Source organism: Bifidobacterium samirii (assembly GCF_003952945.1).
In the GTDB taxonomy this organism is placed as follows: Bacteria; Actinomycetota; Actinomycetes; order Actinomycetales; family Bifidobacteriaceae; genus Bifidobacterium; species Bifidobacterium samirii.
On sequence record NZ_QXGK01000004.1, the window covers coordinates 71,991 to 92,186 of the forward strand.

The 20,196-nt window shown below is 70.1% G+C and carries 16 protein-coding genes and 1 tRNA gene; 7 read left to right on the forward strand and 10 right to left on the reverse strand.

What is annotated here, in order from left to right:
* Positions 1-44: 44 nt before the first annotated feature.
* Positions 45-118, forward strand: a tRNA-Val gene (locus tag D2E24_RS03090).
* A 51-nt stretch (positions 119-169) separates the two neighbouring features.
* Here the strand turns inward: D2E24_RS03090 and D2E24_RS03095 are convergent.
* Both D2E24_RS03095 and D2E24_RS03100 read right to left on the reverse strand, forming a co-directional pair.
* A complete protein-coding gene (locus D2E24_RS03095) occupies positions 170-595 on the reverse strand; it encodes a DUF3052 domain-containing protein (RefSeq protein WP_164520979.1) in 426 nt (141 codons plus the stop codon).
* A gap of 77 nt (positions 596-672) precedes the next feature.
* Positions 673-1,575 (reverse strand): YlbL family protein, encoded by a 903-nt coding sequence (locus D2E24_RS03100; RefSeq protein WP_125967870.1) that lies wholly within the window; start codon positions 1,573-1,575, stop codon positions 673-675.
* Between the two features lie 54 nt (positions 1,576-1,629).
* On the opposite strand from D2E24_RS03100, the gene D2E24_RS03105 reads away from it, so the two are divergent.
* A complete protein-coding gene (locus D2E24_RS03105; RefSeq protein ID WP_125967871.1) occupies positions 1,630-3,189 on the forward strand; it encodes a zinc-dependent metalloprotease in 1,560 nt (519 codons plus the stop codon).
* 75 nt (positions 3,190-3,264) lie between these two features.
* Here D2E24_RS03105 and D2E24_RS03110 read toward each other — a convergent pair whose 3' ends face one another.
* Entirely contained in the window at positions 3,265-4,794 is a 1,530-nt protein-coding gene (locus D2E24_RS03110; protein ID WP_206430913.1) for an ATP-dependent helicase, read from the reverse strand.
* Between the two features lie 88 nt (positions 4,795-4,882).
* Between D2E24_RS03110 and D2E24_RS03115 the strand changes: the two genes are divergently transcribed.
* Positions 4,883-6,568, forward strand: coding sequence for a phosphotransferase (locus D2E24_RS03115; protein WP_338142201.1), 1,686 nt, complete (start codon positions 4,883-4,885; stop codon positions 6,566-6,568).
* A gap of 77 nt (positions 6,569-6,645) precedes the next feature.
* Entirely contained in the window at positions 6,646-6,870 is a 225-nt protein-coding gene (locus D2E24_RS03120) for a DUF3107 domain-containing protein (protein WP_125967873.1), read from the forward strand.
* A gap of 122 nt (positions 6,871-6,992) precedes the next feature.
* Here D2E24_RS03120 and D2E24_RS03125 read toward each other — a convergent pair whose 3' ends face one another.
* Positions 6,993-7,877 (reverse strand): PHP domain-containing protein, encoded by an 885-nt coding sequence (locus tag D2E24_RS03125; protein ID WP_125967874.1) that lies wholly within the window; start codon positions 7,875-7,877, stop codon positions 6,993-6,995.
* A gap of 160 nt (positions 7,878-8,037) precedes the next feature.
* Here D2E24_RS03125 and D2E24_RS03130 point away from each other — a divergent pair, with 160 nt between their 5' ends.
* Complete coding sequence (locus D2E24_RS03130) at positions 8,038-8,706, forward strand: vitamin K epoxide reductase family protein (protein ID WP_125967875.1); 669 nt, start codon at positions 8,038-8,040, stop codon at positions 8,704-8,706.
* A 54-nt stretch (positions 8,707-8,760) separates the two neighbouring features.
* On the opposite strand, the gene dapF is transcribed toward D2E24_RS03130, so the two are convergent.
* Complete coding sequence (gene dapF, locus D2E24_RS03135; RefSeq protein ID WP_125967876.1) at positions 8,761-9,657, reverse strand: diaminopimelate epimerase; 897 nt, start codon at positions 9,655-9,657, stop codon at positions 8,761-8,763.
* Positions 9,658-9,731: 74 nt separating this feature from the next.
* Here dapF and murI point away from each other — a divergent pair, with 74 nt between their 5' ends.
* Positions 9,732-10,556 carry a glutamate racemase gene (gene murI / locus D2E24_RS03140; RefSeq protein ID WP_125967877.1) on the forward strand — a complete coding sequence of 275 codons (825 nt, stop codon included), beginning with the start codon at positions 9,732-9,734 and terminating at the stop codon, positions 10,554-10,556.
* A gap of 174 nt (positions 10,557-10,730) precedes the next feature.
* Positions 10,731-11,684 carry a patatin-like phospholipase family protein gene (locus D2E24_RS03145; RefSeq protein WP_125967878.1) on the forward strand — a complete coding sequence of 318 codons (954 nt, stop codon included), beginning with the start codon at positions 10,731-10,733 and terminating at the stop codon, positions 11,682-11,684.
* A gap of 69 nt (positions 11,685-11,753) precedes the next feature.
* Here the strand turns inward: D2E24_RS03145 and D2E24_RS03150 are convergent, their stop codons facing one another.
* From D2E24_RS03150 to D2E24_RS03170, 5 genes are all read right to left on the reverse strand, one after another.
* Entirely contained in the window at positions 11,754-12,743 is a 990-nt protein-coding gene (locus tag D2E24_RS03150; RefSeq protein ID WP_420897467.1) for a D-2-hydroxyacid dehydrogenase, read from the reverse strand.
* Between the two features lie 19 nt (positions 12,744-12,762).
* On the reverse strand, positions 12,763-13,662 hold the full coding sequence (locus D2E24_RS03155; RefSeq protein ID WP_125967880.1) for an SPFH domain-containing protein: 900 nt from the start codon (positions 13,660-13,662) through the stop codon (positions 12,763-12,765).
* Between the two features lie 141 nt (positions 13,663-13,803).
* Positions 13,804-16,596, reverse strand: a complete 2,793-nt coding sequence (locus tag D2E24_RS03160) for an ABC transporter ATP-binding protein/permease (RefSeq protein WP_125967881.1) — start codon at positions 16,594-16,596, stop codon at positions 13,804-13,806.
* A 190-nt stretch (positions 16,597-16,786) separates the two neighbouring features.
* Complete coding sequence (locus D2E24_RS03165) at positions 16,787-18,082, reverse strand: O-acetylhomoserine aminocarboxypropyltransferase/cysteine synthase family protein (RefSeq protein ID WP_125967882.1); 1,296 nt, start codon at positions 18,080-18,082, stop codon at positions 16,787-16,789.
* 157 nt (positions 18,083-18,239) lie between these two features.
* A complete protein-coding gene (locus tag D2E24_RS03170; RefSeq protein WP_125967883.1) occupies positions 18,240-20,195 on the reverse strand; it encodes an ATP-binding cassette domain-containing protein in 1,956 nt (651 codons plus the stop codon).
* Position 20,196: the final 1 nt, after the last annotated feature.

Genomic DNA, 20,196 nt, shown 5'->3' on the forward strand with positions numbered 1-20,196 from the left:
TGTGGCGCGCCGCCGTCGGGGCATGCGCTACAGTAGTGCCCTGCGGGCGATTAGCTCAGTCGGCTAGAGCGCCACCTTTACACGGTGGATGTCGGGGGTTCGAGCCCCTCATCGCCCACCTGCAACGAAAGGGGGATCCCACACCGGTGGGATCCCCCTTTCGTCATGTTCAGCGCCCCTTGCCGAAGGCGCGCAGCCGCACGCCGTTCCAGTCCGCGCTGACGGTCAGCGGGGTGGCGGCGTTCATGCCGGCGGTCTTGGCCGCCGACTGCACGGTGTTCGGATTGGCCGCGCCCGGACGTCCCGGCTTGGGGGTGAGCACCCACAGCGGGCCGTCCTGTCCCAGCACGGCGTAGGCGTCGACGATCACGTCGGACAGTTCGTCCTCGTCGTCCCCGTCACGCCACCAGATGATCACGCCGTCGACGGCGGACCCGTAGTCCTCGTCGACGAGGTCCTCCCCCGTCAGCTCCTCGATGCCGGCGCGGATGCCGTCATCCACGTCGTCGTCCCACAACCATTCCTGAACGAGGTCGCCCTCGTGGAATCCGAATTCCTCAGCGTTAGCAGTAGCCGTTTGATTCACGCGTCCCACATTACCAACATGAGGCGAACTGCCCCGCTCTCGCGTCCGATTCGTGGGAGCGCGTGTCGCGCGCCCCACACGTCGGTTCAGGCCGCGCAGTGCGGCAGGTCGTCGCCCTTGCCCTGTCCGATCGCCACGAGCGCCCGATACGCGTCGTCCAGCGTGCTCACCTTCACGTCGCGCAGACCGTCGGGCACGTGGCCGACGACCTCGTCGCAGTTCGATTCGGGGGCGAGGAACCAGGTGGCGCCGTCGCGTTTCGCGCCGATCATCTTGAGCCGGATGCCGCCGATTGCGCCGACGTCGCCGTCGTCGTCCATCGTGCCGGTGCCGGCGATCGTCAGCCCGCCGGTCTCCGATTCGGGCGTGAGCTTGTCGATCAGGCCCAGCGCGTACATCATGCCGGCGGACGGGCCGCCGATGTCGTCGACGTGCATCGTCACCTCCACGCCGTCCGTGTCGACGCCCAGCGTGCGCGCGTAGGCGAGCGCCGCCGTGGTGGCGGAGTCCTGCGAGCCGGTCATGTCGGCCTCGCTCTCCTCGACGTATTCCTCGGCGCTCTGGCCGACGGGGAAGACGGCCTCGCTGGGGGTGACGGTGTGGCCGGGGGCGAGCCACGCCCACAGGGCGACGAGGTTGGATACGGGGTAGCCGGGCACGCCGGACGCGTTGACGGTGACGAGGCGCAGCTGGCCGTCGTCGTCGTACGTGTCGGCGCCGGTGACGGTGATGATGGGCTTGCCGGAGTCGTCGCCGAGTACGTCCGCGGTGGGGCCTGGCCCTTCGACGGTGTAGGGGCTGGGCAGGCTGAGGGCGAGGGCGGACAGGAGCACGGCGAGCGTGGCTGCGGTGCGCCGGCGGGTGCCGAGCAGCGCGCGGTGCACCCGTGCCGCGTGGACGCGGACCGGGCCCGGCGCGCGTTCGGCCGCTTCGTTCGTCTCGTCTATGCCCTCGGCGTGAGTTCGGCGTTTCAGGTGCATTTTCGGCATACCTCCCATACTATGGAACCGACCGACGTTAACACATGAGTCAGGGAACGTGATATGGACGACAACACGCTGCGCCAATGGCTGATCGAATGCTTCGGACCGATCCAGGGCGAGATGGCCTTCCGGCAGATCGACGACCTGCCCGACATGATCAAGGACCAGCTGATGAGCCAGGATCCGTCGAAGCTGCCCAAGCCGGACGAGGTGCGTGCGATGATGCAGGCGTTCACCGCAGGAGGCCTGAACTCCCCGGCGGACATGCAGCGCACGGTGGCCGAGGGGCCGATCAACGTGAAGCTGGCCAAGTCGCTGGCGCTGCAGCGCGCCGGCGGCGAGGGGTCGCAGTCCTCGGTGAGCGCGGAGACGGCCGAGGCGGCGCGGCGGGCGATGAGCGAGGCGAGCCTGTGGCTGGATACGGCGTGCGAGCTGGATCCGCCGTCGGGCGAGCCGCAGGTGCTGACGCGCACCGGCTGGGTCGAGGGCACGATCGACGCGTGGGCGAAGTTCGCGGCGCCGGTGGCCGAGTCGATGAACAACGCGCTGGCGTCGGTGATCGCGGACCGTCTGGGCGACGCGTTCGGCGGGGAGATCACGGGCGTGTTCGCCGGCCCGGTGCCGATTCCGATCCCGGAGGGGATGAACAGCCCGGCGCAGATGATGAAGCTGCTGGGCAACACGTCGTTCGCGATGCAGCTGGGCCAGGCGGCGGGCGCGCTGTCGCGCGAGGTGCACGGCGGCTTCGATCAGGGCGTGGCGCTGCTGTCGAATCCGGCGGGCGCGCTGATCGCGCAGAACGTGGAGGAGTATGCGGCGTCGCTGGACATGCCGGTGGGCGAGGTCATGTCGTTCCTGGCGCTGCGCGAGATGGCGCATGCGCGCCTGTTCGCGTCGGTGCCGTGGCTGATGCCGCGCTTCGAGGCGCTGATCGGCAAGTACGCGCGCGGCGTCGACATCGATCTGGATGCGATGGAGGAGCAGCTGCGTGAGGCGAGCGCGATGGATCCGGAGTCGATCTCGGGTGCGGTGAACCTGACGAAGGTGGGCATCGCGGACACGCCGGAGCAGCGTGCGGCCAAGGAGTCGCTGGAGACGATGCTGGCGCTCGTGGAGGGCTGGGTGGACTGCGTGACGTGGCGTGCGGGCATCTCGCACCTGCCGCATCTTGACCAGCTGCGCGAGATGATGCGCCGCGAGCGTGCGACCGGCGGTCCGGCCGAGCGCACGTTCGAGTCGCTGCTGGGTCTGGAGCTGCGTCCGCGCCGCATGCGCGAGGCGACGGCCCTGTGGGAGCGCATCGGCGCGACGGAGGGTTCCGAGGCGCGCGACGCGAAGTGGGGCCATCCGGACCTGCTGCCCGTCCTGCCCGCCGACGACGCGGCCGGCACGGCCGGTGCCGCCGGTGCGATCGATGCAGCCCCGTCAGGCGCGGCTTCCGCTGACGGCTCCGAGGCCGCCGCGACGCCGGCCTCCGGCGCGGACGCCCTGTCCGCGGGCGCGGGCGACGGCATGACCGTCGACTGGGACGCCGAGCTGAGCCGTCTGCTCGACGCCGAATCCGGCGACGACGATGCCGATGACGGTGCCGCCCCCGCCGACGGCACCCCGCAGGACTGACCGTCCCGACGGCCGCGGATACGACCGCCGACATGACGAAGCCCCCTCAACCGCGAGGGGGCTTCGTCGTATCCGTCACAGGAACCGGCTGGGCGTGCGCCCGCGGCCCATGTCGAGGCCTTCTCGCGAGCGCGCGTACGACAGGTGCAGCGTGTCCTCGGCGCGGGTGATGCCCACGTACAGCAGGCGGCGCTCCTCCTCGAGCGCGTCGCCGTCCGGCGGCGAACCGTACGGGATGAGTCCTTCGGAGCATCCGACGAGGAACACGTGCGGGAATTCGAGGCCCTTGGACGCATGGATCGTCGATATCGTCACCTCGCCGCGCGCGGCCGAAACCGCGTCGCCCGCGCCGTTCGTCATGCCCGCCGACGCGCCGTCCACCGGCAGGCCGACGGTCGCCAGCGTGGCCGCCGTGCCGCCCGACCATCCGGCGTCGCGGCGCACGCGGCTGCGCAGACCGGCCTCGTGCAATGCGGCGCGCAGCATCGGCTGCTGCGCGTTGACGCGGGTCAGGACCGCGCAGTCGGCGGGGTCGACGCCGCCGGCGACCATGCGCGCGATCCGGCCGGCCACGCCGCGCGCCTCGTCCCGGTCGGTCGCGTACACGGTGTGCGCGACGCGAGCGCCCGGTTCGCGCGCGGACGTGAGCTTGAGATAGTCGGCGCGTTCGGGCGAGCGCGACAGCACCCGGTTGGCGTAATCGACGACCTGCGGGGTGGAACGGTAGTCGGTGTTCAGTGCGATGTCGGCGCGCAGCGGGCCGAACTGGCCGGCGAACGACAGCAGGTCGTAGCTGCTCGCGCCGGCGAACGAGTAGATCGTCTGCGCCGGGTCGCCCACCACGCACACATCGCGGCCGCCGTCGAGCCACAGCGTCATCAGCCGGTGCTGCAGCGGCGAAACGTCCTGGTATTCGTCGACGGTCAGCCAGCGGATCGACGAGCGGATGCGCGCGGCCGCCTCGTCGAAGCCCTCCATCACATGGCAGCAGACGAGCAGGATGTCATCGAAGTCGATGAGCCCGTGCGCGGTCTTCTCCCGTTCGTAGCCCTCGTATACGTCGGCGAAGCGGTCCGGGTCGAGGCCGGCGGGCGGGCGTCGACCCGTCGCCGCGCATGCGCGCACGTAGTCGCCGGGGGCGATCAGCGACACCTTCGCCCAATTGATCTCGGCCAGCACGTCGCGCACCGCGATCCGGTCGGGTTCGTCGCCGCCGACCGTGCGCCGCAGCGCGACCGCGACGAGACGGCCCGTGTCACCGTCGTCGACGACATGCGGGAACGGCGCGTCGCACACGTCGTCCCAGACGCGTCGCAGCTGGCGCAGCGCGGCGGAATGGAACGTCGCCGCGCGCACGCCGTCCACGCCCAGCGTCGCCAGACGCGAGCGCATCTCGGCGGCCGCCTTCACCGAGAACGTGACCGCGAGCACGCCCGTCGGATCCCACTCCCCCGACGCGCACGCGTACGCGATGCGGCGGGTCACGGTGCGCGTCTTGCCGGCGCCCGCGCCCGCGACGATGCGCACCGCGCCGTCCAATGCGACGGCCGCGGCGCGCTGCGCGTCGTCCAGTCCTTCGAGGATCCCTTCGGCTGATGCTCCCATGCCGACCATTGTGGCAGTCGGCCGGCGGCGCGTCCATTCCGGCGCGGCCCGGCCCGGTCGCGCCACGCCATGTATTAGGGTGGAGAGCGTGAGTGAACGAAGCAGATTCATGTTGGCGGCCCTCGCCTCGGCGGCCATGCCGAACGTCACCGTGACCGGCGTGCGCCCGGCTCCCGCATACGTCGCCGCGGACGAGGCGTGCGGCATCGACCATGCCGTCGTGCAGGATGCGTCGGGCCGATCGTACGACGTGTTCGTCTCGGACGCCGAGAACGGACGCAGGAGGCTCGCCGAACGGGTGCGCGCCGCCCAGGCGCTGGCCCTGTCGCGCGAGATCGCGGGACTGGGCGTGGGCATCGACCGGATCGTCGCGTTCGAGAAGGGCGACGACGCGCACGGGCCGACCGGGCGCACCGCGGTCCTCGTCGCCGCGCATCACGACGGCGAGCCGCGCAACCTCGACCTGCTCACGTTGGACGACTGCGCGGCGATCGGCACGGCGATCGGCGCGATCCACCGCCTGTCGCCGGCCACGGTCCGCCAGTCCGGCTACCCCGAGTATGCGACCGCGCAGATCCACGCGCAGCTGACCGCGTGGATCGCGCGCCTGCGCACCGCCGGGCACGTCCCGCCGGAGATCACCGCCAGCTGGGAGCGCATCATCGAGACCGAGGGCCTGTGGGCGTTCGCGACGTGCTTCGTGCACGGCGGCTTCGAGGACGGCGACGTGCTGTTCGCCGGCTCCACGATCACCGCGATCGGCAACTGGCAGAACATGCAGGTCAACGACCCGGCGCGCGATCTGGCGTGGATCTTCGCCAAGCTCAACGAGGAGCATCGCAACGCCGTGCTCGCCGCCTACGGGCGGATCATGGGCTCCAGGCTCGACGACCTGATCATGCTGCGCGCCAACCTGTGGCTGCAGATGGAGCAGGTGGGCGAGTTCATCCAGGCGCTCAACCACGCCGACAACGCGCGCATCATGCAGTTCAAGGCGCAGGTCGACCGGCTCGCCCACCAGCTGGACGTCGCCGCGCAGCGTTCCGCGTCCACGGGCGGCGCGAACCGCACCCCGGGCGCCAAGCCGCCGTCGACGATCACCGTCGGCACGCTGCTGCGCGAGGGCGAGCGCCGTCGTGCGGCCGCGCAGGCCGCCGCGGCGACGCAGGCCGGCGGCGCCGTGTCGGATTCGACCGGCGAGAGCGTCGTCGCGAACGATGCGACCGGCGACATGGACGCGACCGGCTCGGCGGGTCTGCGCGTGCACGACACGACCGGCAGCGCGCCGCGCATCGCGGCCCAGGCGGGCGGCTATCCGTCGTCGGCGGCGACGCAGGCCGCGCCGCGGCCGTCCACGTCGCCCACGATCGTCGTGGACCGCATGCATTTCGAGCTGGGCGGACCGTCCTCCTCCGACGCGGCCGTGTACAGCGAACCGTACGACCGCACCGGCGAGTCGGCGATGCAGCAGGCGTACGACGCGCATCCGCCGCTCGACCCGGCGCAGGCGAACGCCTCGTACGAGGCGCAGACGATGCTGATCCCGCTGCTCGAGCAGGAGGAGCGGGCGCTGCGCGACGCGCAGGCCGGACTCGAGGCGGCGCGGTTCCACGCGGCGGGCATGCCGGCGACCGGATCGAGCGTCGCATACGGTGGAGCCGACGCGGCCGGCGCCGCCGGCTCCACCGGCGCAACGGTCGCCGTCGAGCAGACGCCGGCCGCGTCCGGCACGGTCCCGGCGTACGACGGGCAGGCGGGCACGCCGACGGCGTAACGTGTCGGCCGGCACGGCCATCATGACGTCCATACGCAGCCGTCACCGAAACGGCTGCAACGGTTAAGGAGAGTCGAATGAACATCGAACTGGGCATCCAGAACGTGGCGCGCGCCGTCACCTTCAGCACCGAGCAGAACGCCGACGAGGTGTCCGCGGCCATCGCGGACGCGCTCGCCAAGCAGGGGCCGATCGAGCTGACCGACGACAAGGGCCGTCGCATCATCGTGCCGGCCGGCGCGCTCGGCTATGCGATCGTCGGTTCGGAGACGAAGCACGCCGTCGGATTCGGCGCGCTCTGATCCGGTGTCGCCGTCCCCGGACGGCGACGGTGCGGAACGGATATGAACGGGCGGCGGACCTCACGTAGGTCCGCCGCCCGTTCACGTATCCGCCGAAGCCGACTGGTGCGTTTCGCCGCCGGTCAGCGCCACAGCGGGATCGCGCCGCGGCGCACGATCTCGGCGACCGTCGCCTCGTCGGTGAGGTTCTCCCCCAGCGCGTTCGGCTTGCCGCGGCCATGCCAGTCGGACCCGCCGGTCACCAGCAGCCCGTACCGGTCCGCCAGCGCCAGCAGCCGTTCGCGCTGTTCGGGCGGATTGCCCCGATGCCACACCTCCAGACCGTCCAGGCCGGCCTGGGCGAGCTCGCCGATCTGCCCGTCGGTCAGCAGGCCCGTGTTGCGGCCGATGTCGCCGCCATGGGCGAGCACCGACACGCCGCCGGCCTCGGCGACGGCCTTCACCACCGTGACCGTGTCCGGCGACGGGGTCGGCACATAGTATCTGCTGCGCGTGTTCACCGCGCCGGCGAACGCGTCCGAACGCGTCTCGTACACGCCGGCGGCCACGAGCGCGTCGGCCACGTGCGGGCGGCCGATCGTGGTGCGCTCCCCCTCCCTGACCTGGTCCAGCACGCTCTGCCATGTGATCGGGAAGTCCTCGGCCAGCAGCTCCACCATGCGGCGGATGCGCCGCAGGCGCGACGCGCGCGTCGAGGCGAACAGCTCGCAGATGTGCCGGTTGCGCGGATCGTACTGGAAGGCGAGCATGTGCACCGACACGTGGCCGGTCTGCGCGGTGATCTCCGTGCCGCGCAGCAGCGGCATGCCGGCCGCCGTCGCGGCGTCCTGCGCCTCCTGCCAGCCGGCGGTCGTGTCGTGGTCGGCGACGCCCACGCCGGCCAGCCCCAGCGTCTTCGCCCGGGCGAGCAGCGTGGCGGGGCTTTCGGTCCCGTCGGAGAACACGGTATGGCAGTGGATGTCCCACCCCGAACGCGGCGGTGCGGAAGGAATGTCAACACGAGTCATACGACCATCGTAATCTGAAACCCGGCAACGACCAACCGAACCGGCCGGGACGCCGGCGTCCGACGCGACGCGCCATGATCCGCCACGATCCGATGGATCGGACGCGGCGCGGCGCGCGACGGCGCCGACGGCATGCGGCCGCCTACGCAAAGGAACGACGATGACCAACGACGCACCCATCACCGACGAACCCGACGGCATCGCGGACGCCATCCCCGCATGGCGGCTGCGCGCACGGCACCGCGCCACGTGGACGTATCTCGTCATGCTGATCGCGTCGGCGGTCGCCCTGCTCGTCTCGTTCATCCTGTCCGCGGAAACGCTCCAATTGGCCCGCAACCCCGACCAGATCCTCGACTGCGACTTCAACAGCACGCTCTCCTGCTCCGCCGTCGCCCAATCCTGGCAGGCCGAGATCGTGAAGTTCAACGGGCTGAGCTACCCGAACGCGTTCTTCGGCATCGCCGCCGAAAGCGTGTTCGTGACCGTCGCCGTCATCGGCCTGTGCCGCGTGGCCGTGCCCCGCTGGTTCGCCGCCTGCACGTGGCTCGGCGGACTCGCCGCGCTCGCCTACTCGTACTGGCTGACCTCCCAGTCGCTGTTCGTCATCAACGCGCTGTGCCCCTGGTGCCTGGCGCTCATGTTCTCCACGACCATCCAGTTCATGGCGCTCAGCCACGCCACCGTCACCGTCCAGGACCTGCCCGCGCGCGGCGACGGCCTGCGCACCTACTACCGGCTCAACTACGACCTGATGGTCGACGCGCTGTGGATCGTCGCCATCGTCGTGCTGATTCTGGTCAAGGATGGCCCGGCACTGTTTGCGTGAACGGCGCTGACGGCGTCAGCGCCGTTCACGGGTCGGACGATGATGCGGATTTTCCTATAGATCGATACGAGCCACAACAGTGGCGGAGCCGGTGAGTTTCACATCGTCGTCGGTGACGTCGACGCGCAGGACGCCGCCGCGCACGGTGATGTCCCAATGGCCGACGCCGGTCTTGGCACGCAGCGTGATCGCGGTGGCGCACAGGCCGGTGCCGCACGAGAGCGTCTCGCCGCAGCCGCGCTCGTGCACGCGCATCGTGGCCTCGCCCACGCCGCGCGCGGCGTCGATGCGGTCGATGCGCACGAATTCGACGTTCTGATCGGATTCGAGGACCGGGGCGACGACCGGCTTGACGTTCAGGTCGAGCGCCTCGACGGCGGGCAGTGTCGCCTCGCCGTCCTCGAGCACGGCGACGACATGCGGATTGCCCATGTCGACGTACGTGCCGCGCGCCGACCCGTCCGCGCCGGGCAGGGTCACCGTGAACGTGTCGGTCTCGCCGCGGCGCCAGCCGCCCATGTCCACGCGGAACACGTCACGGCCGAACGGCTCCAGATCGCCCAGCGAGGTGAGGATCTTCACGCCGGCGCGCGTGGCAAGGCGGAACGGGGCGCCGCCGGGCCTGTCGGCGTAGCCCATGCGCTGGGCGAACAGGGCAGTGGCGCGCGTGCCGTTGCCGCACATCTCGGCCAGCGTGCCGTCGGCGTTGCGGTAGTCCATGCACCATGCGGCGCCCGCCTCCTCGGCGGCGGCGACCTGCGCGGCGGTCAGGTCGGACACGTCGCGCGGATGGGCGAGACGGATGAGCCCGTCGCCGCCGATGCCGAAGTGGCGGTCGCACAGGAAGCGCACCTCGTCGGCGGTCGGCTCGTAGATGCCGTCGGGGTCGGCGTAGACGACGAAGTCGTTGCCGGTGGCATGGGTCTTGAACACGGTCTGGGGAATACTCATGTCCTTCACTGTACCGGCACAGGGGCGGAGTACTCTGGGGAACGTCCACAACCCGTCGTCCGTCTGGAGGATCCATGGCTTCCACTGCTCCCATCGGCGTGTTCGACTCCGGCCTGGGCGGCGTGTCCGTGGCCCGGCGGATCATGCGCGACCTGCCGCATGAGCGCGTCCTGTACTTCGGCGACTCCGCGAACGCGCCCTACGGCACGAAGACGCCGGCGCAGGTGCGCGACCTGAGCTTCGCCATCGTGGAACGCTTCGTGCAGCAGGGAGCCAAGGCGGTCGTCATCGCCTGCAACACGGCCACGTCAGCGGCGGTCAACGACCTGCGCGACGCGTACGACATCCCGATCATCGGCATGGAGCCGGCGCTCAAGGTCGCCTGCGACCGCGGCGACCGGCCGCACGACGGCCACGACGGCGGCGACGGCGAGCCGCCGGCCGACCACATCCCGCAGCGCGTCATCGTCGCGGCGACGCCGCTGACGCTGCGCGAACACAAGTTCGCCGCGCTCATGGCCCGCTTCGAGGCGGACAACACGATCCTCCCCCAGCCGTGCCCGGAGCTCGTCGAGATCGTCGAACAGGGGCGTCTCGCCGACCGCGAACTGGTGATGCGCACCCTGCACGGCTATTTCGACCGCTACGATCTGACGGGCGTCGATGCGGTCGTGCTCGGCTGCACGCATTTCGTGTTCTACCGTGACTACTTCCGCGAGCTGCTGCCCTCCTCGACGGCCATCGTCGACGGGCACGCCGGCACGGTGCGCCATCTGGCGGTCGTGCTCGAATCGTTGGGCGCGCTCGCGTCGGATGATGCCATCGGCGGCGTCGAGATCGCCAATTCGGATCCGTCGGCGCGCATCGCGACGCTGGCGCGCGACCTGCTGGCCGGCTGACCTTCCGCACCCGAACCGCATCGGCGAAACCGGACATCCTCGCCGCACCCGTCCGGTTTCCGGTTCGCCGCGGCCGAACGGACGCCGGTTGTCCCGACAACGCGAGTAGGGTCGATTCCGCGCAGGCGCCGCGCGACGGCGCCGGACGGGGACGACACGGCACGGGAGGACGGCATGGACACGCAACAGACGACGCACGCGACGGACACGGCGGATCGGGCGGACGCCACGGGGACGGCGACGAACGCGAACGGAACCGAGAACGTAACGGCGTCGCAGCCGCGCCCGCGCACGGCGCTCATCGACGTGGGCGGCGGCTTCCGCGCGATCTTCGGGTGCGGCGTCATGGACCGCATGCTCGAGGACGGCATCCTCGTGGACCACTGCTACGGCGTCTCGGCCGGCAGCGCGAACATGGTCTCGTACATCGCCGGCCAGCACGGCCGCAACCACACGTTCTACACCCAGTACGCGTTCCGCAAGGAGTACGCGAGCTTCGACAGCTACATCCGCAACCACAACTTCGCGAACCTCGACTACGTGTACAGCACGCTGAGCAACCACGACGGCGAGAACCCGGTCGACTACGCGGCGTTCGAGGCCAGCCCCATCGGGTTCACCGTCGTCGCCTGCGACGCGCGCGACGGTTCGGCCAGGTACTTCGACAAGTCGGACGTGCACTACGACGACTACGACATCATGAAGGCGTCGAGCGCCGTGCCGGTGGCGTGCGAACCGTATGTGATCGACGGCGTGCCCTATTTCGACGGCGGCATCGCCGACCCGGTCCCGGTGCAGCGGGCCATCGACGACGGATGCGAGCGCATCGTGCTGATCCTGAGCCGCCGACGCGACGAGCGGCGCGAGCAGCGGCGCGACCTGGCGCCGGCGCGCATCCTGCGGCGTTCGTGGCCGGCCGCGGCCGAACGGCTGCGCGAACGCTACCGCACGTACAACGACGAGCTGGACCTGGCCGAGGAGTATGCGCGCGACGGCCGCGTGCTCATCCTCGCCCCCGACGACCTGTGCGGGCTCAACACGCTGTCCAAGTCGTTCGAGGGACTGGAGCGCATGTACCGCAAGGGGTATGCGGCTGCCGAGGCGATCGGCGCGTTCCTCGCCGGCTGACCGGAAAACCGGCCGAGGGACGGCTGGACGCCGCCGGCATCCCGGCAGCGTCCGTGCAGGAGGCGCCGGCTAGCGTCGCACGTTCGTCAGCGGCTCGCCGGCCACGTAGCGGCGCGTGTTCTCGAGCGCGATCGCGATGATGCGCCCCTCGGTGACGGCCAGATGGTTGCCGCCGGCCACGTGCGGGGTGATCAGGCAGTGCGGTTCGGCCCACAGCGGGCTGTCGGCGGGCAGCGGTTCGGGTTCGGTCACGTCGAGGCCGGCGCCGTGCAGCTGGTCCTCGGCCAGTGCGCGGGACAGTGCGACCGGGTCGACGGCGTCGCCGCGGCCGGCGTTGAGCAGCACGGCCGTGGATTTGAGCATGACGAGCCGACGTCCGTCGATGAGGTGACGGGTCTGCGGCGTGGACGGCACGGCGAGCGCCACGACGTCCGCGTCGGGCAGGAGCGTGTCGAGGTCGGCGAAGCCGTGCATGTCGTCGATGCCGTCGGCCGGCGTGGCCGGGTCGCGGCGCACGCCGACCGTGTGCGCGCCGACGGCCTTGCACAGGCGGGCGAAATGCGAGCCTATGTCGCCGGTGCCGATGACGAGCACGGTGGCGCCGCTCGGGGTGAGGGCGGGGCCGAGGTCGTGCCAGCGGCGGTCTTGCTGCTGGCGCGCGTACGCGGGGATGTTCTTCATGAGCGCCATCATCATCGCGAACAGGTGTTCGGCGACGCTCTGCCCGTAGGCGCCGGTCGCGTTGGTGAGGGTGACGCCGTCGGGCAGGATGCCGGGCGCCAGATAGCGGTCGACGCCGGCGCTCCATGTCTGGAGCCATTCGAGCCGCGGGTATTGCGCGCACTCCCCCGGCGCGATGTTGCCGATGACGGCGGTCGCGTCGGCGCGCAGCGGTTCGGGGACGCTCGCCTTCCATCCCATCATGCCGCGCTGGCGCGGGTCGCCGGCGAATTCGAGGTGGATGTCGTCGCCGGGGCGGCGCACGTCGGCTATGGCCAGCATGAAGTCGCGTTTCTCGGCGTCGGTCAACGGCAGGCAGTTCACGATCGTCTTGCTCATGCGTCCCATTCTAGGCGTGTCACGCCTTGGTCTCGTTGGCGGTGACCATCGCCTTGGTGATCTGCTGGTAGAGGTCCTCGTAGCCGCCGGGCGTGGACGTGGGCAGCACGACGGTCTTCGCGTTGTCGGATTCGGCGAGGGAGCGCATCACGTCGAGGTACTGGTTGAACAGGACGACGTTGTTGACGTCGTTGATGTTCATGCCCACGGCCTGCAGGCTCTTGATCTGGTCGACGATGCCGCTGGCGATCTCGCGACGGTAGTTGGCCTGGCCTTCGCCCTGCAGGCGGGTCTTCTCCGCTTCCGCGGCGGCCTGGGTCTCGATCTGGATGCGCTGGGCCTCGGCGCGCTGGCGGGTGGCCTCCTTCTCGCGCTGGGCGGCGTTGATGGAGTCCATCGCGTTCTTAACCTGCGGCGACGGGTCGATGGCGGTGATGAGCGTCTTGACGACGGTGAAGCCGAAGCGGGCCATCTCGTTGCCGACGGTCTTCTGCACGTCGAAGGCGACGTCGTCCTTGCGGGCGAACGCGTCGTCGAGGGTCAGGGCGGGGATGGCGGAGCGCAGCGCGTCCTCCATGTAGCTGCGCAGCTGGCCGGCGGGGTCGCGCAGCTCGTAGTAGGCGGTGGCGACGTTCTCCGGGTTGACGCGGAACTGGGTGGAGGCGACGACGGTGACGAACACGTTGTCGAGCGTCTTGGTCTCCAGCTGCACGTTGAGCTGGCTGACGCGCATGTTGGTCTTGGTGGCGATGTGGTCGACGACCGGGATCCTCACGTGGATGCCGGCGAACTGGACCGTGCTGAACTTGCCGAAGCGTTCGATGATGTACGCCTGCTGCTGCGGGACGACGAAGACCGCGCCGCCCAATACGGCGGCGACGATGACGATGAGCACGACGAAGGCTATGAATCCCGGCATGACTGCCCCTTTCCTCGGTCGGCGCCGCCATGGCGCCGTCCTGCCGCCCATCGTAGCAGCGTGTTGACGCAAACGCCCGTCCCGTACACGTTTGCGTACAGGACGGGCGCAATCGCCGACGCCGAGACCGCGGCCAGGCGGCTACTCGGTGCGCAGCGCGGTCGCCGGGTCCTGGCGGGACGCCTTCTTCGACGGGATGAGGCCGCCGATGAGCGTGAGCACGATGCTCAGGACCACGAGGATCGCGGCGGCGGCCGGCGGCAGCACCGCGTTGACGCCGTCGTCGCCGATGAAGTGGTGCAGCACCGCGTTGATCGGCACGTTGAGCGCGACGGTGATCGCCACGCCGAGCACGCCGGAGCACAGGCCGATGATGCCGGTCTCCGCGTTGAACACCTGCGACACGTTGCGCTTGGACGCGCCCATCGCGCGCAGGATGCCGATCTCCTTGGTGCGTTCCAGCACGGAGATGTACGTGATGATGCCGATCATGATCGACGAGACGATCAGCGAGACGGACACGAACGCGATGAGCACGTAGGAGATGACGTTGATGATCGTGGTGACGGAGCTCATCATCAGGCCCACGTAGTCGGTGTACGTGATCCTGTCGTTCTCGTCGTCGACGGTCTCGTTGTAGTGGGCGATCGCGTCGGACACCTTGTCCTTGTCCTCGAAGCTGTCGGTGTAGATGTTGATCGACGAGGGCGCGTCGCGGCTGACGACGCCGAACGCGGCGAGGTTGTCGTCGTAGCTGCCGGTGGACACGTAGCGGTCGTAGATGGCGACGAGCGTCTCCTGCGGGGCGGTGGCGATGTACTGGTCGAAGCTGGCGGCGAGCTGCTGCTCGTCCATCTGCGCCATCGCGGCCGCCTGCGTCGGATCGGCGGCCTGCCCGGCCTGGGCGCTCTGGCCCATCATCGTCTTGGCCATCGTGGCCTTCTGGGTCACGCCGAGCGTGGCGACGTAGGCGCGCGCGTCGTCGGCCTTGGTCGCGTCGTCGTCGGGCGAGAACGTCATGCCGTTGAGCACGTTGTGCGTCGCGTCGGCCTTCTGGTCGGCGACGATGGCGCTGGAGTCGGCGCGGTCGATGAGCTCGTCGGTCAGGGCGCGCGTGTAGCCGACGCCGGTGGGCAGCGGCGTCGCGTTCGCGTCCTTCTTCGCCTTGACGACGCCGACGACCTTGAGCTTCGTCGCGTCGGCGAGGCGGGATTCGATCTCGTCCGCGTCGTCGCCGATGTACGTGTAGCGGCCGTCGTCGCCCTTGACGTACTGGTCGGAGGCGGGCAGGAGGTAGAGCTCGTGGTCGAGCGCCTCGGCGTAGTCGAGCTTGTCCTGCGGGGTGTCGAGTTCGTCGCCGGCGTCGAGCGCGGACATCATCTCGTTGTAGTCGGCGGCGGGCAGCATGCCCAGCTCGTAGAGCGTGGTCAGCGGGATCGAGTTGTTCTCGTCGAGCACGAGCACGACCTCGTCGGCGGCCTTGGGCCAGGAGCCTTCGACCACGCGGTAGTTGTCGGTGACGACCGTGCTGACGAGCTGCGAGTCGTCGGCGCCGGGCATGATCTCGTTGAACGAGTCCGGGGCGGCGTTCTCGTCGGTCTTGCCGGTGAGCATCGAGATGCGGCTGGACGTGAACGACGAGGCGGACATGCCGCTGTTGGTGCTGGTCGCCATCGCGGACGCCATCGACGAGGTGCCGGTGTCGCCCACGTTGACGCCGTCGGCGTTCACGAGCGTGCCGTCCTCGTCGTGGGAGAAGACGGAGAACCTCACGTCGTACGTGTATTGGATGCCGGTGTCGCCCACGTACTGGTGGATCTCGCTGCTTTCGTCGTCCAGGTAGCGTTTGAAGTCGGTGAGGTTGTTCTCGGTGATGGAGCTGGTGAGCGTGGACGTGGCCTTGAGGCTGCGGTCGTCCGGGTAGATGCCGTCGGCCTTGTGCGCCGTGCCTTCGCCGGCGTCGGCGGACTGGCCGGTCATCATCTCGGTCAGATCGAAGGTCTCGGCGTCGATGGTGATCGGGTAGGCGGTCATCGTGCTGCGCTGGATGTCGTCGATGTACGTGTTCACGCCGGTGGAGACGGACAGGATGAGCGCGATGCCGATGATGCCGATCGAGCCGGCGAACGACGTGAGGAACGTGCGCGCCTTCTTGGTGCGCAGGTTGTTGAAGCTCAATGCCAGCGACGTGGCGAACGACATCGAGGCGCGGCCCATCGTGCGGTGCTCGGCCTCGCCGGCCGCGGCCGTGTCGGGCTCGTACGGGTCGGAGTCGGAGCGGATGACGCCGTCGCGCAGGTTGACGATGCGCGTGGCGTACTCCTCGGCCAGTTCGGGGTTGTGCGTGACCATGACGACGAGCCGGTCGCGCGCCACCTCCTTGAGCAGTTCCATGATCTGCACGGACGTGTCGGAGTCGAGCGCGCCGGTGGGCTCGTCGGCCAGCACGATGTCGGGGTCGTTGACGAGCGCGCGGGCGATGGCGACGCGCTGCATCTGGCCTCCGGACAGCTGGTTGGGGCGCTTGTCGACGTGGTCGCCCAGGCCGACGCGTTCGAGCGCGCGGCGGGCGCGTTCGCGCCGGTCGGCCTTGGTGACGCCGGAGATGGTGAGCGCCAGCTCCACGTTGGACAGGATGCTCTGGTGCGGGATGAGGTTGTAGCTCTGGAACACGAAGCCGATCGTGTGGTTGCGGTACGAGTCCCAGTCGCGGTCCTTGTAGCGTCGGGTGGAGATGCCGTTGATGACCAGATCGCCCGAATCGTAGCGGTCGAGGCCGCCGATGATGTTGAGGAGCGTGGTCTTGCCCGAGCCGGACGGTCCTAGGATCGCGACGAATTCGCTGTCGCGCAGGTTGAGGCTGACGTCGTCGAGCGCCTTCTGGGTGAATCCTCCGGTCGTGTACTGCTTGGATATCGACTTGATCTGGAGCATGGGTGCCTATTCGTCTCGTGCCAACACGTATCCAGTCCACTCTATCGCCGCCCCGTCTCACCCGGACGGGACGGCGAGCGCCGTGTTCGCTCTCAGCGAGCGCCGCGGCGCCGATTGCGGCGGGTCAGGCCGATGCGTCGGGCGCATGTCCCGTCGCATCGGCCGCGTATCAGTCCTCCCCCCTGCCGGATCAGTAGGCGCCGGCGATGGCCTGGTCGAGGTCGGCGATCAGGTCGTCCGGATCCTCCAGTCCGATGGACAGGCGGATGAGATTGTCGGTGACGCCGGCGGCCAGACGGTATGCGGCGGGCACTTCGCGGTGGGTGATGCGCGCCGGGTCGACGATCAGCGAGCGCGCGTCGCCGATGTTGGGGATGTAGGAGAAGAGCCGCACGCCGTCGAGGATGCGCCGCACGTTGCTGTCGTCGCCGTCCACGGTGAAGGAGAGGATCTGGCCGACGCCCTGCGGGAAGTCGCGGCGCACCAGGTCACGCTGGCCGGTCAGGCCGAGGGCGGAGTGGTTGACGCGGGTCACGTGGGGCACGTCGAGCAGGTGCGCGGCGATGCGTTGCGCGCTGGCGGCCTGGCGGGCGACGCGCTGGGGCAATGTTTCAAGGCCGACGAGCGACAGGTAGGCGTTGAAGGGGCTGGGGACCGCGCCGAACGTGCGCAGGTATTTGATGCGCACGCGGCGGATGAACGCCTCGTTGCCGTAGCGGCTGGCGAAGCTGTGTTCGATGCCGGCGCGTTCGTCGCTGACGACGAGTTCGGGCGTGGTGAACTGGGGGAAGCGTCCGTTGGTCCAGTCGAAGCGTCCGGCGTCGACGACGACGCCGCCGACCGCGTTGCCGTGCCCGGTGATGCCCTTGGTGGTCGAGTGGACGACGATGTCGGCGCCGTGTTCGATGGGCCGGAACAGGTAGGGGGTGGGCACGGTGTTGTCGACGATGAGCGGGATGCCGTGCCGGTGGGCGAGGTCGGCGAGCGCGTCCACGTCGGTGACGTCCGTGGACGGGTTGGCGACGGTTTCGGCGTAGATGGCGCGCGTGTCCGGCCCGATGCGCGCTTCGACCTGCGCCAGGTCGTTGATGTCGGCCACGAAGTCGGTGTGGATGCCGAAGGCGGGGAAGAAGCTCTCCATCGCGTCGACGGACGCGCCGTACAGGTTGGTCGGCGAGATGATGCGCCCGCCTCCTTCGGCGGCGCACAGGAGCGCGAACGAGACGGCGGCCATGCCGGAGGCGACGGCCACGGCCGCGACGCCGCCTTCGAGCGCGGCGATGCGCCTCTCCAGCGCGTCGACGGTGGGGTTGGCGACGCGCGAGTAGGAGAATCCCTCGGCGGTGCCGGCGGACAGGGCGTCGCCGTGTTCGGCGCTTTCCATGTCGAAGGCGGCGGACGCGTAGATGGGCACGGTGGCGGCGCGCGCGTTGGCGGCGCGGTCGTATCCGGCGTGGACGGCTGCGGTACAGAAGTCGATGGTCATCGGATCGTTCCTTGCGTGATGGGGGTGGCGGTCGGGGCGGTACATCGTGCGGCGGCCGGCGGGATGGGAGGGATGGACGCGGCGGCCGGAAGGACCGCCGACGTCCGTGCCGCAGGCGGCAGGGCCGGCGGCACGGACGGGATGGACGGCGTGGCTCTCATCGGGCCGCACCGCCGAGGTAGGCCTCGCGCACCTGGTCGTTGCCGAGCAGGTCCGCCGCCTCGCCGTGCAGTCGGATGCGGCCGTTCTGCAGCACGTAGCCGTAGTCGGCGACCGACAGGGCGAGTTCGGCCTGCTGTTCGACCATGAGGACGGACACGCCCAGTTCGTCGCGCAGGCGGACGATCTGGTCGAGGACGTCCTCGACGAGTCGGGGCGACAGGCCCATCGTAGGCTCGTCCATGCAGATGAGCTTCGGATGGCTCATCAGCGCGCGGGCGAACGCGAGCATCTGCTGCTCGCCGCCGGACATCGTGCCGGCGAGCTGGCCGCGGCGCGCGCCCAGCCTCGGGAAGCGCTCGTACATGCGTTCCACGTCGTCGCGCACGCCGGCGCGGTCGGTGCGCGTGTACGCGCCGGCGAGCAGATTCTCGCGCACGGTCATGTCGGGGAAGATGCGGCGCGCCTCGGGCACGGCGGCGATGCCCCGGGCGACGCGGCGGCGGGTCGGCGTCGCCGTGATGTCGTCGCCCTCGTAGCGCAGCACGCCGCTCGCGGGACGGTTGAGCCCCAGGATCGTCTTCATCGTCGTGGACTTGCCGGACGCGTTGCCGCCCAGCAGGCACACGATCGCGCCCTGCGGCACGGCGATCGACACGTTCTGGAGCGCATGCACCTGCCCGTAGAACACGTTCACGTCCTCCAGGGCGAGCAGCGGCGTCTCCCCCGCCGTCGCCGGCGCCTGCGCGGCCGGGGCGGGCGACGAGACGCGCGCGACGCCGACGGCGGGCCGCGCCGCGGAACCGGCCGCGGCCTCGTCCGGCGCGCCCGCGGCGTCCGCACCGGCCTCGCCGATCGCGTTCTGCATCGCGAGCACGCCGCTCTGGCCGGCGGCGCGCGGCGAGACGCCCTCACGGCCGAGCCGCTTGCCCAGATACGCCTCGACCACCTGCGGCGCATGCCGCACGTCGTCCGGCGCGCCCTCCGCGATGACGCGGCCGCCGTCCATCGCCAGCACCCGGTCGGACACGGCCGTCACCAGGTCCATCTTGTGCTCGACGAGCAGGATCGTATGCCCCTGCGCCTTGAGATACTGCAGCTGCCGGGTCACCTCCGCCGTCTCGGACTGGTTCATGCCGGCCGTCGGCTCGTCCAGCAGCAGGATGCGCGGCTCGCTGATATGGGCGCGCGCGATCTCGGTGCGCCGCCGGTTCGCATACGACAGCGTGTACGTCGCGTTGCCGCGACGGTCGCCCAGGCGCTCGCGGAAGCGCATGATCTCGCGTTCCACGCGGATGTCGACCTCGGCGGATTCGCGTCGGGCGGCCGGTCCGGGGACGAGCGCGAGCGCGGTCTCACCCAGCAGCGACGCCCATCTGACGACCGGGTAGCGCTGCAGTCCCTTGGCGGGGCGCAGCGCGCGCAGGCGGCGATGGTAGCCGAGGGCGACGTTGTCGTCGACGCTGAGCGCGCCGAACACGCGGCCGTTCTGGAACGTGCGCGACAGGCCGCGTTCGGCCACGTCGACCGCGCCGCGGCCGGCCACCGGCTCGTCGTCGATGTCGACCAGGCCCGAATCGGGGGCGAGGAACCCGCTGATCAGGTTGATCAGCGTCGACTTGCCCGAGCCGTTGGGGCCGATGATCGAGATCACCTCGCCCTGATGCAGGTCGAACGAGACGTGGTCGACCGCGTGCAGTCCGGCGAACGACTTGTCGAGGTCGCGCACGCGCAGGATGGCCGGCGCGTCGAGGACGGCCCGGCGGTGGCGTTCGGCGTACGCGGCGAAGTCGCGCGCGTCGGTGAGCCGCTCGTTGTCGAGGTCGATGCCGGTGACGGCGTCGACGAGCGGCCAGGCGGGTTCGCCGGCCGTCGCGCCGGACGCGCCGGCGGGCACGGCGGCGGTCGCGGTCTCGTCGGTGGCGGTGTCGGGTTCGTGATGACGTTCGCTCATG

Coding starts and splice junctions, on each gene's coding strand:
- D2E24_RS03100 (WP_125967870.1), bottom strand. CDS start 1,575: ATGCCGAAAATGCACCTGAAACGCCGAACTCACGCCGAGGGCATAGAC.
- D2E24_RS03105 (WP_125967871.1), top strand. CDS start 1,630: ATGGACGACAACACGCTGCGCCAATGGCTGATCGAATGCTTCGGACCG.
- D2E24_RS03110 (WP_206430913.1), bottom strand. CDS start 4,794: ATGGGAGCATCAGCCGAAGGGATCCTCGAAGGACTGGACGACGCGCAG.
- D2E24_RS03120 (WP_125967873.1), top strand. CDS start 6,646: ATGAACATCGAACTGGGCATCCAGAACGTGGCGCGCGCCGTCACCTTC.
- D2E24_RS03125 (WP_125967874.1), bottom strand. CDS start 7,877: ATGACTCGTGTTGACATTCCTTCCGCACCGCCGCGTTCGGGGTGGGAC.
- D2E24_RS03130 (WP_125967875.1), top strand. CDS start 8,038: ATGACCAACGACGCACCCATCACCGACGAACCCGACGGCATCGCGGAC.
- dapF (WP_125967876.1), bottom strand. CDS start 9,657: ATGAGTATTCCCCAGACCGTGTTCAAGACCCATGCCACCGGCAACGAC.
- murI (WP_125967877.1), top strand. CDS start 9,732: ATGGCTTCCACTGCTCCCATCGGCGTGTTCGACTCCGGCCTGGGCGGC.
- D2E24_RS03145 (WP_125967878.1), top strand. CDS start 10,731: ATGGACACGCAACAGACGACGCACGCGACGGACACGGCGGATCGGGCG.
- D2E24_RS03150 (WP_420897467.1), bottom strand. CDS start 12,743: ATGAGCAAGACGATCGTGAACTGCCTGCCGTTGACCGACGCCGAGAAA.
- D2E24_RS03155 (WP_125967880.1), bottom strand. CDS start 13,662: ATGCCGGGATTCATAGCCTTCGTCGTGCTCATCGTCATCGTCGCCGCC.
- D2E24_RS03160 (WP_125967881.1), bottom strand. CDS start 16,596: ATGCTCCAGATCAAGTCGATATCCAAGCAGTACACGACCGGAGGATTC.
- D2E24_RS03165 (WP_125967882.1), bottom strand. CDS start 18,082: ATGACCATCGACTTCTGTACCGCAGCCGTCCACGCCGGATACGACCGC.
- D2E24_RS03170 (WP_125967883.1), bottom strand. CDS start 20,195: ATGAGCGAACGTCATCACGAACCCGACACCGCCACCGACGAGACCGCG.